General features: G+C 53.3%; 17 protein-coding genes. 11 read left to right on the top strand and 6 right to left on the bottom strand.

Annotated features, from left to right (window positions below):
- Positions 1–5 precede the first annotated feature (5 nt).
- On the bottom strand, positions 6–1,112 hold the full coding sequence (locus H7F11_RS02355; RefSeq protein WP_193649550.1) for a quinone-dependent dihydroorotate dehydrogenase: 1,107 nt from the start codon (positions 1,110–1,112) through the stop codon (positions 6–8).
- Positions 1,109–1,999 carry an oxygen-dependent coproporphyrinogen oxidase gene (hemF, locus tag H7F11_RS02350; RefSeq protein WP_193649551.1) on the bottom strand — a complete coding sequence of 297 codons (891 nt, stop codon included), beginning with the start codon at positions 1,997–1,999 and terminating at the stop codon, positions 1,109–1,111. The genes H7F11_RS02355 and hemF overlap by 4 nt, the downstream gene beginning before the upstream one ends.
- Before the next feature lie 150 nt (positions 2,000–2,149).
- On the opposite strand from hemF, the gene vapB reads away from it, so the two are divergent.
- Positions 2,150–2,380: a type II toxin-antitoxin system VapB family antitoxin gene (gene vapB / locus H7F11_RS02345; protein WP_193649552.1), complete on the top strand. Its 231-nt coding sequence runs from the start codon at positions 2,150–2,152 to the stop codon at positions 2,378–2,380.
- Complete coding sequence (gene vapC / locus H7F11_RS02340) at positions 2,377–2,778, top strand: type II toxin-antitoxin system tRNA(fMet)-specific endonuclease VapC (RefSeq protein WP_193649553.1); 402 nt, start codon at positions 2,377–2,379, stop codon at positions 2,776–2,778. Before vapB ends, vapC begins: the two co-directional genes overlap by 4 nt.
- 29 nt (positions 2,779–2,807) lie before the next feature.
- Here the strand turns inward: vapC and H7F11_RS02335 are convergent, their stop codons facing one another.
- From H7F11_RS02335 to wbaP, 4 genes are all read right to left on the bottom strand, one after another.
- The gene (locus tag H7F11_RS02335) at positions 2,808–3,368 is read right to left on the bottom strand and encodes an L-threonylcarbamoyladenylate synthase (protein WP_193649554.1); all 561 of its coding nucleotides are present in this window, start codon (positions 3,366–3,368) and stop codon (positions 2,808–2,810) included.
- A 15-nt stretch (positions 3,369–3,383) separates the two neighbouring features.
- Complete coding sequence (purD, locus tag H7F11_RS02330; protein ID WP_193649555.1) at positions 3,384–4,646, bottom strand: phosphoribosylamine--glycine ligase; 1,263 nt, start codon at positions 4,644–4,646, stop codon at positions 3,384–3,386.
- 11 nt (positions 4,647–4,657) lie between these two features.
- Positions 4,658–6,223, bottom strand: coding sequence for a bifunctional phosphoribosylaminoimidazolecarboxamide formyltransferase/IMP cyclohydrolase (gene purH, locus H7F11_RS02325; RefSeq protein ID WP_193649556.1), 1,566 nt, complete (start codon positions 6,221–6,223; stop codon positions 4,658–4,660).
- 387 nt (positions 6,224–6,610) lie between these two features.
- Positions 6,611–8,071 carry an undecaprenyl-phosphate galactose phosphotransferase WbaP gene (gene wbaP, locus H7F11_RS02320; protein ID WP_227485184.1) on the bottom strand — a complete coding sequence of 487 codons (1,461 nt, stop codon included), beginning with the start codon at positions 8,069–8,071 and terminating at the stop codon, positions 6,611–6,613.
- Between the two features lie 91 nt (positions 8,072–8,162).
- Here wbaP and H7F11_RS02315 point away from each other — a divergent pair, with 91 nt between their 5' ends.
- From H7F11_RS02315 to H7F11_RS02275, 9 genes are all read left to right on the top strand, one after another.
- A complete protein-coding gene (locus H7F11_RS02315; protein WP_193649557.1) occupies positions 8,163–8,969 on the top strand; it encodes a Wzz/FepE/Etk N-terminal domain-containing protein in 807 nt (268 codons plus the stop codon).
- 56 nt (positions 8,970–9,025) lie between these two features.
- On the top strand, positions 9,026–9,385 hold the full coding sequence (locus H7F11_RS02310) for a MarR family EPS-associated transcriptional regulator (protein ID WP_193649558.1): 360 nt from the start codon (positions 9,026–9,028) through the stop codon (positions 9,383–9,385).
- On the top strand, positions 9,382–9,942 hold the full coding sequence (locus H7F11_RS02305; protein WP_193649559.1) for a Uma2 family endonuclease: 561 nt from the start codon (positions 9,382–9,384) through the stop codon (positions 9,940–9,942). The genes H7F11_RS02310 and H7F11_RS02305 overlap by 4 nt, the downstream gene beginning before the upstream one ends.
- 156 nt (positions 9,943–10,098) lie before the next feature.
- Positions 10,099–11,370: a flippase gene (locus tag H7F11_RS02300; protein ID WP_193649560.1), complete on the top strand. Its 1,272-nt coding sequence runs from the start codon at positions 10,099–10,101 to the stop codon at positions 11,368–11,370.
- On the top strand, positions 11,367–12,470 hold the full coding sequence (glf, locus tag H7F11_RS02295; protein ID WP_193649561.1) for a UDP-galactopyranose mutase: 1,104 nt from the start codon (positions 11,367–11,369) through the stop codon (positions 12,468–12,470). Before H7F11_RS02300 ends, glf begins: the two co-directional genes overlap by 4 nt.
- Positions 12,467–13,432 carry a glycosyltransferase family 2 protein gene (locus tag H7F11_RS02290; protein WP_193649562.1) on the top strand — a complete coding sequence of 322 codons (966 nt, stop codon included), beginning with the start codon at positions 12,467–12,469 and terminating at the stop codon, positions 13,430–13,432. Before glf ends, H7F11_RS02290 begins: the two co-directional genes overlap by 4 nt.
- A gap of 3 nt (positions 13,433–13,435) precedes the next feature.
- Positions 13,436–14,434, top strand: a complete 999-nt coding sequence (locus H7F11_RS02285; RefSeq protein WP_193649563.1) for a glycosyltransferase — start codon at positions 13,436–13,438, stop codon at positions 14,432–14,434.
- The gene (locus H7F11_RS02280) at positions 14,431–15,663 is read left to right on the top strand and encodes a glycosyltransferase family 4 protein (protein WP_193649564.1); all 1,233 of its coding nucleotides are present in this window, start codon (positions 14,431–14,433) and stop codon (positions 15,661–15,663) included. The genes H7F11_RS02285 and H7F11_RS02280 overlap by 4 nt, the downstream gene beginning before the upstream one ends.
- Positions 15,660–16,976, top strand: coding sequence for a hypothetical protein (locus H7F11_RS02275; protein WP_193649565.1), 1,317 nt, complete (start codon positions 15,660–15,662; stop codon positions 16,974–16,976). Before H7F11_RS02280 ends, H7F11_RS02275 begins: the two co-directional genes overlap by 4 nt.
- The last annotated feature ends 12 nt before the right edge of the window (positions 16,977–16,988 follow it).

Below are 16,988 nucleotides of genomic sequence, written 5' to 3'. Positions count from 1 at the left end.
CTGTTTTATTCCTCAACATTGTTGGCCGTTCCCCGTGCAGTGCTGATCTGAGCAAAACCATCTTTCTGACACAGATCGGGTAACTCCAGCAAAATCTCGCGAAGCAGTTCCGGCCCTCTAAAAACCAGACCCGTATAAATTTGCAGCAAACTGGCCCCCGCCCGGATTTTTTCGTAGGCATCTGCCGCACAGGAAATGCCGCCAACGCCGACAATGGGCACCTTACCCGCAGTTTCCCGATACAGTTGCGCAATAACCGCGTTGGCGCGTGACCGGAGGGGTGTACCACTCAGCCCTCCCGCCTGCACATATTCGGGATGTCCAGCAGGACGATCAATGGTGGTGTTGGTAGCAATGAAACCATCCACCAGTGGCTGGTCGCCTTTGCCGAGTTGCGCCATGGCGCCAATATCTTCGGGATTCAGATCCGGAGCGATTTTCAGGAGCAGGGGCAGGGCTGGGCGCTGATGTTCGGCGGCCAGGCGTTGATTGGCAGCGGCCACCGCAGCCAGCAATTCCGGAAGGGCATCAGCGCCTTGCAACAGTCGCAGCCCCGGCGTATTGGGAGAACTGACATTCACTGTCAGATAATCGCCATAGGGAAAAAGCACTTCCAGGGCGCTGACATAGTCCGCCGTCGCCTGCTCCAGTGGCGTATCCTTGTTTTTGCCAAGATTGATCCCGATGGGAACGCGATGGGGATGGGGGATGGCGCGCAGACGTTCAGCTACCGCAGCAGCCCCCTCTCCGGGAAAGCCCATGCGGTTGATGACTGCCTGAGAAGACGGATAACGAAACACCCGGGGACGGGGGTTGCCGGATTGGGCGCGTGGTGTGACCGTACCAATTTCCACAAATCCAAAACCCAAAGCTGGCAAGGCCGCCGTAGCGCGGGCATCCTTGTCATAACCAGCCGCCAGCCCCACGGGATTGCGAAAATTCAGTCCCCACAAGCTTTGCTGCAGCGCGGGGTTCTCCACCGCAAAATGTTCAGATACCCGTTCCAGACTGCGGGGCATGCGACCCAGGGTTTCCAGCGCCGCGATGCTGAGTTGATGGGCCTGCTCCGCCTCCAGACCAAACAGTAATGGCCGCAGCAGCGGATAAATCATGCCCAGTCCCTGGGGGTCAGGAAGTCTTCCTTCAGGCGGGCCTCGGGGCTATCTGCCGGTGCCTGCCAGTCATAATGCCAGGCGGCGAGGGGGGGCAGGGACATGAGAATACTCTCGGTGCGTCCGCCGGATTGCAGGCCGAACAGGGTGCCCCGGTCGTACACCAGATTGAATTCCACATAGCGACCCCGACGGATCAGCTGAAAATCCCGTTCTCGCTCACCAAAAGGAGTGTTGCGGCGCCGTTCGGCAATGGGCAGATAGCTCTCCAGAAAACTGTTGGCCACCTCTTCCCAGAACGCCTGTAGAGTATCGGCATCCCCGCTGAGGTCATCAAAGAAAATGCCGCCGACCCCCCGCATTTCCTGGCGATGTTTGATGGTGAAATATTCATCACACCAGGTCTTGAAACGGGGATAAAAATCGGGGCTATGCCGATCACAGGCGGCCTTGAGGGTTTGATGAAAGTGCCGGGCGTCTTCCACAAAACCGTAACTCGGGGTGAGGTCAGCTCCGCCGCCAAACCACCACACGGGACCCGCCGCAAAAAACCGGTAGTTCATATGGACAATGGGCACATAAGGATTGCGGGGGTGCAGGACCAGCGAAACACCCACTGCCGTGAAAGGTTGCCCCGCCAGTTCAGGACGCTGCGCGGTGGCCGAGGGTGGCAGTTTATCGCCATGCACCCTGGAGAAATTGACCCCCCCCTTTTCCAGCAGATCACCGCCATTGATGACCCGGGTACGCCCTCCACCACCACCGGGCCTTTCCCAGAGATCTTCCCGAAAACTGGCGTGACCATCCGCCTTTTCAAGAGCCGTACAAATGCGGTCCTGAAGCTGGAGAAGAAACTGTTCGACGGCTTGAGTGGAAGGCTGCTGCATGGTTTTATCTCCTATGCTGGCGGGGAATTATGCCACCGGAAGGCCCGTTTCGCCAGAAAGTGGCCGCAGGCTATTGGTTCGCGAATCCTTGCCACCGGGCTTCGCGCTTGGTAGGATATCCCAACGCCATATACAATAGTGATTACCATCATGGAACAAGCAACCGTCTTTCAAATCAATCGTAGCCAGGCCGTACGACTGCCCAAGTCCATCGCTTTCCCCAATGATGTGAAGCGCGTGGATGTCGTCGCCTTGGGTCGTGTGCGCATCCTGGTACCTGCAGGTGAATCCTGGGAAAGCTGGTTTAATGGTGAAGGGGTCAGTGCTGACTTTATGGAAAGCCGCGAGCAGCCCGACGATCAGCACCGGGAAGGCTTGTGATTAAATACCTGCTGGATACCAATATCTGCATTTTTACCATCAAGCGCAAACCGCCAGAAATTCAGGCGCAGTTTCACCAGCACCAGGGCCAAATGGCGATAAGTACCATCACGCTGATGGAGTTGATTTATGGTGCAGAAAAATCCCAGTTTCCAGAACGGAATTTGGCAGAAATAGAAGGATTTGCAGCTCGCCTGGAGGTTCTTGGATATGGCATGGAGGCTGCCAGGCATACGGGACAGCTTCGCGCCGAATTGGCCCGCACAGGTCAGCCCATAGGGCCTTATGATCAGATGATTGCGGGTCATGCCAGAAGTACGGGTTTGATTGTCGTCACCAATAACCTGCGCGAGTTTGAGCGTGTTCCCGGATTGCGGGTCGTGGATTGGGTGAACTGATTCTCGCGAAAATTTACCCCCTTAATCTCTTAATCCCTTAAAACCTGACCAGTACGGGCATCGACAATGCGGCTCGGGCGGCGCTGCCTACCCAGTCGGGCATGCAGTACCGGAAGATGGTTGCCAAAATAGCGGCGGATGGTCCGCAAGTCACGGGCGGGTCGCTGGCCAGCGCGATTGGCACTGGTTGAGACAATGGCACTGCCAAAAGCCCGGGTCAGAGCACGGACACCGGGATGATGGCTGACCCGAACGGCCACACTGGGATGCCGTCCACGAATCCAGACCGGAACCTGCTGACGGGCGGGCAGCACCAGGGTGGTCCCCGGCCAGTATTGTTCCAGCAGTGCCGGACTGATGCCCTGATCCGACCAAAAGGTGGCAGTTTCGCAGCGGCGTCCGGCAATGAGCAGAACGCCCTTGTGTTGTGGGCGTTTTTTTAAATGCAGAATGCGGCGCAGCGCCCGCCGTTGCCGAGGGTCACAACCCAGCCCCCAGACCCCTTCTGTTGGATAGGCAATGACCCCACCCCGACGCAGATGCGCCACCAGCTGGCGTAATTCCTGACGACGCGGAGTATGCCCTGGCATACGTCTCAGCGCTGCCTAGTCACGGCGTAAACCCAAATGACCAATATCCTGACGGAACTGCACCCCGGACCAGTGGATTTTGGCGACTACCGAATAAGCACGATGCTGGGCAATAGCGAGACTGTCTCCCAGCGCGGTCACACCCAGCACCCGCCCACCGGCCGTAGCCACATGACCATCCACACTTTTGGTACCCGCATGAAACACCTTGACGGTATCCGTTTCGGCCGCACCCAGCCCGGCAATGGCATCCCCTGTACGCGGATGCTCAGGGTACCCCTCTGCAGCCATCACCACGCACAAGGCGCTGCGGCTGTCCCAATCCAGTTCAGCGGGTAGTCTCTCATCCAGAGCAGCCAGCAGCAGGACCGCATAAAGATCCGAGCGCAGGCGCATCATCAGCGGCTGGGTTTCAGGATCGCCCAGGCGGCAATTGAACTCCAGCAACTTCGGCCCATCCCGGCCAATCATCAGGCCGGCATACAAAAAGCCGCAATACGGCGTGCCGTCGGCCATCAGACCCTGCGCTGCAGGGCGCATGATTTCCCGCAGCACCCGCTCGCTCATGGCCGTGTCCAGCACCGGGGCAGGGGAGTAGGCACCCATCCCACCGGTATTGGGCCCCTGGTCATCATCCAGCAGCCGCTTATGATCCTGAGAACCGGCCAGAGGCAGCACCTGACCATCGACAATAATGGCGATAAAGCTGGCTTCCTCACCTTCCAGAAACTCTTCAATGATGATGGGGCCCCACTGCAGAAACTGCCGTGCTGCGCTTTCTGCTTCCTGCAAGGTACTGGCTACCACCACGCCTTTGCCTGCAGCCAGGCCATCGGCCTTGACCACCACCGGCAGTGGGTGTCCATGCAGATATTCCAGAGCATGGGCAGTGTCGGTAAAACGCTCATAACGGGCGGTCGGCAGCCCGTAGCGCATCATGAAAGCCTTGGCATGGGCCTTGCTGCCCTCCAGCATGGCCCCCGCCTGATCCGGCCCAAAAACCGGAATTCCGGCGCGGCGCAGGGCATCACCCACCCCCGCCACCAGCGGCGCTTCCGGTCCAATCACCACCAGTTGAATATCCAGGGCATGGGCCTCAGCCACCACCGCCTGAGGATTGTTGGGATTCAGCTTCAGGTTGCACAGCTTTTCTTCACCGGCCGTACCAGGGTTACCGGGCGCGCAATAGACGGTCTCGACCCGTTCTGATTGGGCCAGCTTCCAGGCGATGGCATGTTCACGACCGCCGCCCCCCAAAACCAAAACCTTCGCACCCATAAATATCCCTCTTAACCGTGGCGGAAGTGACGGACGCCGGTAAACACCATGGCCATCCCGTGCTCGTTGGCGCTGGCGATGACTTCCTCATCGCGAATGGAGCCACCGGGCTGAATAATGGCTTTCACTCCGGCAGCGGCCGCCGCATCAACCCCATCCCGGAACGGGAAAAAGGCATCGGAAGCCAGCGCTGCGCCGTGCAAATCAAAACCCAGATCCAGTGCCTTGGCGGCCCCGCAGCGGGCCGCATCCACCCGACTCATCTGCCCCGCGCCAATACCCACGGTCTGCCCTTCACGACCGTAGACAATGGCGTTGGACCGCACATATTTACCGACCCGCCAGACAAAGGCGAGGTCACGTTGCTCCTGCAGGCTGGGCGCCCGCGCGCTGACCACCTGCCAGTCGTCCTCCATTTCCATGGCCTGATCAAATTCCTGCACCAGCAGGCCACCACGCACCCGTTTGTAGTCCCAGCCTGGACGCTGCCAGGCGTGACCGTCTTCAAAAGCCAGCGCCCGCAGGTTTTTCTTTTTGGCCAGAATCAGGCGGGCATCGGGCAAAATGGCCGGAGCCAGTACCATCTCGACAAACTGATTACTGATCAGTTCAGCGGTCTGGGCATCCAACGGCGCATTAAAAGCAATGATGCTGCCAAAGGCCGAAACCGGATCACCCGCCCAGGCGCGCTGAAAGGCACTGAGCAAATCCTGACCCAAAGCTACTCCACAGGGGTTTCCATGTTTGACCACGCAACAGGCCGGTTCCGAGAATTCCATGACCAGAGCGACGGCCGCATCGCCATCGCCAATGTTATTGTAGGAAAGTTCCTTGCCCTGCAACTGATGGGCATCCGCCAGCCCTCCGCCGCTGCCATCGCGGTAAAAAGCCGCTGCCTGATGGGGGTTTTCGCCATAGCGCAATTCCTGCACCTTCTCGAACTGCAGGCAAAGGGTCTGGGGAAACTGACTGTGCTGACCTTCCACATTACGGCTGGACAAATAGTTGGCAATGGCCCCATCGTACTGGGCGGTATGGGCAAAAACCTTGGTTGCCAGATGAAAACGGGTAGCCGCCCCCACGCCACCGTGGCTTTGCTCCATTTCCTGCAAGACGCGGGAATAGTCATCAGGATCAACAAGAACTGTCACGCCTTCCCAGTTTTTAGCCCCGGCCCGGAGCATGGTCGGCCCGCCAATATCAATGTTCTCGATGGCCTCTTCCAGCGTGCAGTCGGGGCGCGCCACAGTTTCGGCAAAGGGATATAAATTGACGCAAAGCAAATCAATGGGGAGGATGTCCTGCTCCGCTATTTGCCGATCGTGGTCAGCATTACCGCGACGGGCCAGCAGGCCGCCATGAATTTTGGGGTGCAGGGTTTTCAGGCGGCCCTCCAGCATTTCCGGAAAACCGGTGTAATCGCCCACTTCCTGAACGGCAATGCCGTCGGCCATCAACACCTTGGCGGTTCCACCCGTAGACAGAATTTCCACCCCAAAGTCGCGCAGTCGCCGTGCAAACTCCACCACCCCGCGCTTGTCAGAAACGCTGATGAGCGCCCGTGTTATTTCACCCATAAAGCCATGTCACCTTTGCCAGCCTAAAATTAAAAAAGGTACGATCAGGAAACCTGTCGTACCCAAACCTCCTGATGGAGGGAGCGTTCTTACTCGCATAACGCAAACAGCGTCAACGGAATACATCTATTGTAGAAGAGCCGCGCGGGGGATGCAAGCTGAAACCCAACATCACCCATGGCTATCCCTGAAGTCTGAGGAGCCATATCACTGGCAGCGGGCAGGGAAGCAGATGCTGAGGACTTTGCGGGAAGTGGTGGAGTGGGTGTCGTGTTAGATCGTCGCTTTTGTAAGCAACGCAGCCAAAGAAAAGGCGCGTGGCCTCCTGGAACGGGTACCACTGCTCCATGATCCAGGGTGGCCAGATATTGTTTGGCCCAAGGCTGTTCAATAAGCCCCATCCCGCTTCAAAACTACCTTGATGGTGCGGAGTAAAATGACAATGTCATACCAGAGCGTCCAGTTTTTAACGTACCAGCTGTCGAGATAAATTCTTTCTGAGTAACTGGTGTTGGAGCGACCACTGACTTGCCAGAGTCCAGTAATGCCGGGGAAAACCAGTTTGTAAAGCGCGCCGATTTCTCCGTAATAGGTTTCAATTTCTTTGGCAGTGACTGGCCTTGGACCCACCAGACTCATTTCGCCGCGCAGTACATTAAACAGTTGCGGCAGCTCATCCAGACTGGTTTTGCGCAGAAATTTTCCAATGGAAGTAATGCGTGGATCATTTTTCAGCTTATAGGTCTGCTCGTACTCCGCTTTTAACTGCGGGTTCGCCGTGAAGTACTCCGCCAGGCGTGCATCGGCATCAATGACCATGGATCTGAACTTAAGGCAACCAAAGGATTTACCCTGGTGTCCGATACGCTCCTGGGCATACAGAGCTGGTCCACCATCTGCACGGCGAATGCGCCAGGCAATGTAAAGCAGAAAGGGAGATAGCAACACCACCAGCAACGAAGCCGCCAGCAGATCAAAAAGACGTTTGGTGATACGTGGCCACAACTGGGCCAGGTTATCCCTGACCCGCAGCATCAACACATCGTGGCTGAAAAAATGCATCACTTCCATGCCAAACAGGGGCAACCCCCGTAAGGGCGGCACCACGGTCAGCTTCGGATAATGCATGGTTAAAGTGCGGAGCATTCCTTCATGGATATTCCATTGCTCCATATCCATAGCCAAAACAACGGGGGGATTACCCAGAGCGGCCAATGTGATCAAAGGATTTTTTCCCAACGGCTGAATGAGCTTGCCTGCAGGATAATTTTCCGCCTGCGCGGTCTCTCCCTCGGGCACCAAAATCCGCTCCACCGCATAGCCCAGAATGGGTTCACTTTTGAGTGCCATGATGGTTTCTACTGCATTGCGCCCGCAACCTATCAGCACCACCGGCATGCTCCACACACCCAGACGCAGCAACAGCGCGCGTAACAAAGTACGGATTAGTGGCAGTAGTGCCAAGGCCAAAAACCAGGTCGAAAACAGCCACAGGCGGGAAATCGGCCATTTTCCGCCAAAGGCAATGGCTGCATTCAAGGCCAGCAACAGGGTGAATATGGCGAGGATGTCGCCCAGTTCATCCCAAAAAGCCTTGCGACGGGCATAATGCCCACGTACCGTAAAAAAGGTGATGCCGAGAAACGCCAACAACAAAAAAATCAGCAGATTGATCTGCGCATAGCTGCCCCACCAGGTCAGCAGCACCTTTACAGAGTTTAGATGATAGTAAAGCGCATGGGGAATTCTCCCCAAATAAAAAGCCATCCATAGCGCCAAAATATCCGCCAATACAAGCAGATATGAAGGTTTCAGGGACCAGCGTCCGGAAGGTAAGGACGGCTTCAAACCGTCACCCCTATAAGTTGCAAGAACATTCCCTCATCTCCCTGATCCTGATACCCTGCCCGACTTCTTTATTTTGTAAAGAGGATACAGCATGCCTGAAGAAGACAAAACCAATCCAGCCCATGCCTATCGCAGTGTTCCGGATGACGAGATCAGTTTACGCGAGCTTTGGGAAATTATCGTCAAACGTAAGTGGGTGGTTTTTGTCAGCACTGTGGTCTGTCTGGGGCTTGCCGTTGTTTACTTGTTGCTGACGCCGACCGTGTATGAAAGCAATGCCGTGATTCAGATTGGGCAGGTGGCCGGGCAGCCATTGGATAGTGGCACCCAATTAGCCAGTCGTTTGATGAATCAGTATACCCCCGTGAATACAGTGCAGGCCCAAAAACAATTGCCCAGATTGCACAGCGTCACGCCGGACAAGGCAGAAGCTTCCATTCTGACACTGGAAGCCTACGGAAAGTCGCCACAGGATGCCCAGCAATATCTGACGCAAATCATCCAGAAATTTTTGAAGCACAATCAGCAACGCTACCAGCAGATTGTCGCTACCCGCCAGGCCCAGTTAAAACAGTTGCAGACGCAGTATCAGGATATGCGCAAAACTTTGAGTAGCGCCCCAGATGTACATGCAGCACATTCCGATCCATTACTGCGTTATATGGAACAAGCCCAGCATAATGATGCACTGATCCAGCTACAGTCGGCCATGGCCAAGGCTGAAAATGCACTGGCGGCCAATAACACCAGTCCGAGCCTGCAAACCTTGTCCCCCCGCTATGATCCCAACCCGGTATCTCCAAAAAAGACTCTGATACTGGTGCTGGCGATTCTGGGCGGGCTGATTCTGGGTGGTTTTCTGGCGCTGCTGCAAAATGCGCTGCGCAAAAATTCTTGACAGTATCGGGTGGTCTTCCATAGTATCGCTTATCGTTCATCGCCTGAACAAAGAAAATGCTCGACGACGCCACCCGCTATCAGTTGCTCAAACTGCTCACTGAGCACCCCGAAATGACCCAGCGCGAACTGGCTGCGGTCATGGGTATCAGTCTGGGCAAAACCAATTATTGTCTCAAGGCCCTCGTAGAAAAGGGCCTGGTCAAGATGGGAAATTTTCGTAACAACCCGGACAAAGGCGTTTACGCCTACCTGCTGACGCCGGAAGGGGTTCAGGAAAAAGCCCGGGTCACCGTCCGCTTCCTGCACCGGAAAATGGCCGAATACGACGCTCTCCAGACGGAAATCGCCGCCCTGCGCCGGGAAGTGGACGGCCTCAGCGCGTCCGGCCTCGATACCGAAAAGGGGGCGGCATGACCGCCGCAGAGCGCTTCGCGCGCTACGAAGACCTCTTCGGTCTGCCCGACAACGTCGTGGGCGAGATCATCGCCGGTCAACTCCACACCCATCCCCGGCCTGCACCGGCCCATGCCCGCGCCTCGTCGGCCCTGGGCATCAAGGTCGGCAGTCCTTTCGACCAGGGAGGAAGCGGCGGCCCCGGCGGTTGGTGGATACTCGACGAACCCGAACTGCACCTGAACGAAGACATCCTCGTCCCGGACCTCGCTGGGTGGCGTCGCGAGCGGATGCCCGCACTGCCCAAGACCGCGTGGTTCGAGATGGTCCCCGACTGGGTCTGCGAAGTGATCTCTCCAACGACTGCGCGTACCGACCGTGTCCTCAAACTGCCCCGCTATGCCGCCGCCGGTGTCGCTCACTGCTGGCTCATTGACCCCGACGTCCGCACCCTGGAAGCCTACGCCAACCAGGATGGCCGTTGGCTGCTGCTGGGTACCTGGGGCGGTACGGATCAGGCCGCCATCGACCCCTTCGCCGCAATCATTCTGGATCTCTCTGGGCTGTGGGTGGATTGAACCCCATGCGCCTTTGCTCCGAGCAAATTGATCAGATCTGCCAGAACGCTGCGGGAAGCCAGCTGGGACTCATGCTTCGGGAACTTGGGGCTCATTATGGAGCATGTGAGGGAATGAGAGAGGAAGAACGGCCAGTCATGGTGAACTCAGGGTTCCATGCGCATGAGTGACCGCAAGCGTCTTCTGGGCAATATGGCCTCCCTGTTCACCTTGCAGGGCGCGAATTATTTGTTGCCTTTGGTGACCTTGCCCTATCTGGTGCGGGTGCTAGGGCCGGAAAAATTTGGGCTCATCGCCTTTTCTCAGGCATTTATCCAGTATTTTGTGGTGGCAACAGACTATGGCTTTAATTTAAGTGCTACTCGGGAAATAGCGGTGCATCGTGATAATCCCGAAAAACTGGGTGAGATTGTCAGCGCGGTATTGACCATAAAAGTCGCCCTATTTTTGGCGGGTGCCTTGATTTTGGCTGCTCTGGTAGCAAGCATACCGACGTTTCATGCGCATTGGGCCTTATATCTGATTGTGTACCTTACGGTGATGGGGGCAACCCTTTTCCCTACCTGGCTGTTTCAGGGTCTGGAACGCATGAAAGATATTACCTGGATGAATATGGGAGCGCGCCTGATTACCACGGCCTGCATATTCATTTTTGTCCACAACACGCATGACTACCTCATCGCTGCAGGCATACAGTCTGTGCCTGTTTTGCTGGCGGCCATCCCTGCATGGTTAGTCCTGCGCAGGAAGCAGGGCATAAGCTGGCGTATCCCGTCCAGAGAAAGCCTCCGTAATCAATTCAACAATGGTTGGCATGTTTTTTTGTCGACAGCAGCCATCAATGTCTATACCAGCAGCAATGCATTTGTTTTGGGCTTGATCGCCGGTCCGGTGGCTGTCGGCTATTTCAGTGCAGCGAACAAGGTCGTGCAGGCTGTGCAAGGTATGTTGACGCCTGTCACGCAGACCCTATATCCGCACATCAGTACACTGGCAGCACAATCCCATGAAGCAGCTCTGGCATTTATTCGCAGAATCTTGCCGTACATCGCTGTGGTAGGGCTGGTATTTTCGTCTGGTCTTTTAGTGGCTGCGGCACCTATTGTGCACCTGGTTCTTGGGGATCAATACGATGCCTCCATTCCCATTTTGCAATGGCTTGCTTTGTTGCCCTTCGTTATCGCATTGAGTAACGTCTATGGCATACAGACCATGTTGACACTAGGTATGAACCAAACATTCAGTCGCATATTAATAGCATCTGCTGCACTGAATGCACTGTTGATTTTTCCACTCTCATGGCGCTATGCAGGTGTGGGTGCTGCCATGTCGATGCTGATAACGGAAATATTCGTTACTGTGACTATGGCGGTGGTGCTACATAAGCGGGGCATTAATGTTTATCGATCTGTAGCAGGGGCTTTATGAAAGAATCGATTCTGGTTGTAGGCGCAGGCTTTGCCGGAAGTGTAATGGCCCGTGAACTGGCCGAGGCGGGGCACCGGGTCACGGTGATTGACAAACGTCCGCATATTGGAGGCAACGCCTACGACACCCTGGATGCACAGGGTATACGCATTCATCCCTATGGCCCGCATATTTTTCACACGAACTCCGAAAAGGTCTTTCAGTGGTTGTCACGATTTACAGAATGGCGTCCTTATGAACATCGGGTTTTGGCGCAGGTGGATGGGGAGTTGCTGCCTATCCCGATCAATCGGAGCACCATCAATCGCCTTTACGGATTAAATCTGGACGAGGCAGGCGTTGCTGCGTATCTGGATAACGTACGGATTCCTAAAGAAAGCGTCAAAACCAGTGAAGATGTGGTGCTCAACAGTGTGGGTGCTGATCTTTGTGATAAATTTTTTCGCGGGTATACCCGCAAGCAGTGGGGGCTGGACTTGAGCGAACTCAGTGCTGGGGTGGCTGCGCGCATACCGACGCGGACCAATGACGATGACCGCTATTTTACAGACGCCTTTCAAGCCATGCCTGCCCTTGGTTATACAAAAATGTTTGAACAAATTCTGGATCACCCAAATATCCAGGTACAGTTACAAACGGACTATGCCCAAATACGATCACAGGTGCAGCCCGAACATACCGTATATTCCGGACCGATAGATGCCTATTTTGACTATCAATTTGGTAAATTACCCTATCGTTCATTGCGTTTTGAGCATGAATATCTGAAGGACACAGAATGGCTGCAGCCAGTGGGTACGATCAACTACCCGAATGACCATGCCTATACCCGAACTACGGAATTCAAGCACCTCACGGGTGAAAATCATTCGGGTACATCCATTGTGCGTGAATATCCTGAGGCGGAGGGAGACCCTTACTACCCGGTACCACGACCGGAAAACGAAGAACGCTATCAGCGCTACAAAGCCCTGTTTGAAACAGAGTCAGATGTGACATTTGTCGGGCGACTGGCGCAGTATCGATACTACAATATGGATCAGGTAGTTGCTGCCGCACTCAAGAGTGCCGAACACGTCAAAGAGAAGCTTAAGCCATGAATGAAACCGTCGCGGCAGTTGTTGTTACCTATAACCGTAAACAGTTATTGACAGAATGCCTTGATGCTCTGCTCGCGCAAACGCGACCGGTTGATAAGATTATCCTGATTGATAATGCGAGTACTGATGGCACTCCGGAACTGCTAAAAGAATATGGTTATCTCGATAACCCTGTGATTGACTATGTGCGATTACCAGAAAATACAGGTGGGGCGGGTGGCTTTTATGAAGGGGTTAAACGCGGGTATGAAGCTGGTTATGATTGGATGTGGTTGATGGATGATGATGCGGAACCCATGCCAGATGCCTTAGAGAAAATGTCGCCCGGTTTTTTAATTGATGGTGTGCTGGCTGTCGCCAATTTAAAAGTTTCTGAGGACGGTACTGTTCAAGTCCAACATCGTGGGTGGATAGATTTGTGTCGTACAGATGGCGAAGTAATCAAAAGTATGTCAGAAACTCAATTAACAAATGATGTTATCGCTATCGAACACGCATCCTTTGTTGGGCTCGCTGTCAACAAGATGGTTATCGATAAAGTTGGTTATCCAAAAAAAGAGTTTTTTATACATTATGATGATTTTTATTATTGCTACATGATATCAAAAATTGGTAAGATTATTTTGATGCGGCATAGCCTCATAAAGCACAAAGACGCAGCAAAAAAAGATACAAATAAAGCCTCCATTTTAGGGCGATCAAGTGCGAGAGTACCATTAGAAAAACTCTGGCTGAGCTATTTTGGCTTGCGAAATATGGTGTGGATGAGAAAACAACACTGTTCCAATCTTGCTCTATTTTTTTATGTTGTTAAGTATTATTTGCGAAGATGCATTGGTGTGATTTTATATGATGATCATAAGTTAGTTCGCATGAATTTCTATCTTAATGCTATTTTAGATGGTTGGTTTGGCCTTTTTGATAACCAAAAACCAAGAAATATTACTCGGGTTGGGAGTTAAACGATGACTGAATCAATCGTTGTCACCGTAACCTATGGTAAGCGTGAACACCTATTGCGACAGGTGCTTGATGGGGTACGCAACAGCGATGTTTCTATGGTGGTTGTCGTTGATAACGGCGCAGCGTGGCCCGTCAAGGCCGGATTGACCGTTGCCTACCCCGATTTTGTCCATGTAGTGGAAATGGTTGAAAACACTGGGTCCGCAATGGGCTACTCCACAGGTATACAACGGGCGCTTGAGCTTGGTGCTGAGTACATCTGGTTGCTGGATGACGACAATCGCCCACGCAGCGATGCCCTGCAAAAATTGTTTGAAGTCTATAACTCAGAACTAATGAACACGCCACGCGATCAGCTGGCGGTGCTGGCCTTTCGTCCTGAGCATCAGGCTGATGTTGCGATGGGAGTTGCCACACATCGCATCAACCCACGTGCGAACAGTTTTCGTGGTTTTCATGTGCTGGATATTCCCTACAAGATCTGGCGGCGAACACGTTGGGGCAGGCCGCAGGCGTGTGGAATATTGCCTGCAACGATCGCGCTGGATACAGCCCCATACAGTGGGCTTCTATTCCATCGGGGATTGATCCAGTCAATAGGGCTACCTAATCACGATTTTGTGCTTTATGCGGACGATAATGAGTTTACCTATCGTATTGTAACAAATGGCGGAAGAATACTGCTGGTGACTGCTGCATTGATCGACGATCTTGAATCCTCCTGGAACGTCAAGAAACGTTTCAGCAACGGTTTTTTAGGAAACCTGAAAGGTGCGGGTGATTTTCGCGCTTACTACGGGATGCGTAATGGTGTTTATGTGGATACGCTCTACATAAAAAAGAACGGATTCGTATTCTGGGTAAACCGATATGTCTATATGTCTTTGCTTTTTCTTTTTTCTGTTATGCTTAGAAAAACAGAACGCTATCGGCTGTTGCGTGATGCGGTTGATGATGGTCTTTCCGGAAAGCTTGGTTTGAATAAAAAGTACCAATTATGAAAATATTATTTTTACATGCATTAGCGGACATTGACCGAGGTGGTGGTGCCGAAGTTATTGTTTGGGAGCAGATGCGCGGCTTGCGCGCTGCGGGGCACGACTGCGTTTTACTCGTTACGTCTGATCAGGCGGGACTTACTCGGAGTGAACAAGACGGCATAACGGTCTGGAGGGCCGGCATTCGTAATGTATACTGGCCTTACCAAAAGAAGCGTCCTGCAGCACTGATGCGGCTCCTATGGCACGGGTTAGACAGTATCAACCCATGGATGCAGGATTATCTCAAAGACGTCCTTGTGCAAGAACGCCCGGACGTGGCTTCGCTGCATAATCTTTCCGGTTGGTCTGCAGCCAGTTTGGGTACGCTGGCAAAATTTCATGTCCCTATTGTACAGGTGTTGCATGATTATTATCTGATTTGTGCCAAAGCAAACATGTATAATAAAGAGCAGAACTGTACGAGGCAATGCGCTACATGCCGAGCGTTTCGTTTGCCGCATCGTAATCTGAGTCGCCGCGTTCAAGCTGTGGTGGGCGTCAGTCAATTCATTATTGATCGGCATCGGTCTTTGGGTTATTTCGATGGCGTACCGATCCAGCGAGCCATTCACAATGCGCGCGCACTACGGACCTTGGGTATTGAAGACGCGCCAACTGCTCCGCTACATGACGGCGTGCGCTTCGGTTACATTGGACGGCTGGATCGCAGCAAAGGAATCGAGCCACTGATTGCGGCGTTTTTACAGGCCGACATACCAGGCAGTGAGCTGTGGATTGCTGGCAGCGGCCAGCAGGGCTACGAACAACGCCTTCGCGGACTGATCCGCGATTCGCGGATACGTCTGCTCGGACGGCAGAGACCGGCAGAGTTCTATCCACAGGTGGACCTGATAGTAGTGCCGTCGCTGTGGAATGATAACCTGCCTGGTGTGGTGTTCGAGGCTTTCGCCTTTGGCAAACCAGTTATCGGAGCGCGTCGCGGTGGCATTCCGGAGATGATCCGTGATGGTTATAACGGGTGGTTGGTGGAGCCGACCGATATTTCTGCACTCGCCAACTTGATGTGCTCTCTGCATGCACGTCGTGAATTGCTCGCAGCGGCTTCCTACGCAGCGCGGGTGTCGGCTACTCCATACACTGATCTACGCACTTGGGTGCAGCGTTACGAGGAGTTGTATCGTGAGGCCATCTCGATTCAACGCCACGCCCTATTTGACGAGAGACCATGATGAATACATTTGACGTTAGCACGACCTCCATGGGTGTGATTTACAGGAAGAGAGTCTTTACCGCTTATCACTTGTTGCGTCCGCAGACGCTGCTGCTTGCCGCAGTGGTGCTGATGCTGATGTTCACTCTAGTTCCTCCGACGTTCTACGAGCATACCATTCATGAACCTGATCTAATGTTCGCGAATCCGGTGCTGTTTATCTTTCTCATTACTTGCGCGACCATAGTCTTGCTTGGTATCCGCGTAGGGTACGCGATTGCCTATCGTATGCCGCCACGTCTTGCTACTTTAGTGCGAGTGCCCGCATTCGTCTACCTGATGTTGCCCACAGTAGCAGCGCTCGGATTACTTTTGATAACGATTGCCACCATCTTACGCAATGATCCGGCGATTCTCGCATTGGCACTTAGTGGCGAAGGCCAGCAAGTCAAACTTGCGCTTAGCCACGCGAGTCGAGGTGCGATGATGGGTTCCCTCCCGCTGGCGATGGGAGTGATGTGGTGGGTTTGGGCAAACTATCTTCGTTTGTCTTTAAGAATAAATCGTTTAGGCAAATTTATGCTTGTATTTCTGGTGGGTTCGCTCATGACGAGTTTGTTCCTTTCAGCCCTTTTGATGATGTCGCGCTTTGTTCTGATGCCTGCGATTTTTGGATTTTTCCTGATTTATTTGCGGCATGCAGTGCTGATGCGCGGAGTTCGAGTCAGTGGGATCTTACTACGCGGCTTGATGATAATGACATTGTTACTCGTACTTTTCGGGGGTGTGGCGGTCTTACGTAGCAATATTGGATATCATGGTCATGATGCATTACTCACTTCGTTCATTGGTTATGGACCAACATCAATCAATCATCTTGCAGGATATCTGGATGGACGTTTTCCATCTGGACTATTGAAGCAATCAGTGCTTCCCAACGACTTTGGATTCATCTACCAATTTCCATTCGCTGATAGATTTTTTCCTACGGCTTCGTTGAGTTTCGCCCAAGCATTTAAGTTAAGTTTCAGGGTAACATATGACGCAGGATTAAATGGAAATTATACCTGGTTTACTTCTTGGGGACAGATACTCGCAGGTACTGGCTGGTTTGCTCCGCTATATCTCTTACTCTATGGGTTTTTCTTTGCCCGGGCTTGGCGGGGATTTACGGCGGGTGGTACTAGCGGAATGCTTTTGTATCCATGGTTTGCTTTCAATGTTTTGTTTACCTTTGGTGCCAATTTTGCAGCTAGTAATTTTCTTTCTATACTGGTGTTGCTATCAATTTGGCTGTATATGTACAGTGGGTTAGTGCGTATTAGCTCTTGATAAAAAATATAA

Source organism: Acidithiobacillus sp. HP-2, assembly GCF_015100155.1.
Classification (GTDB): Bacteria; Pseudomonadota; Gammaproteobacteria; order Acidithiobacillales; family Acidithiobacillaceae; genus Acidithiobacillus.
This window is presented reverse-complemented; position numbering and strand designations above follow the sequence as displayed.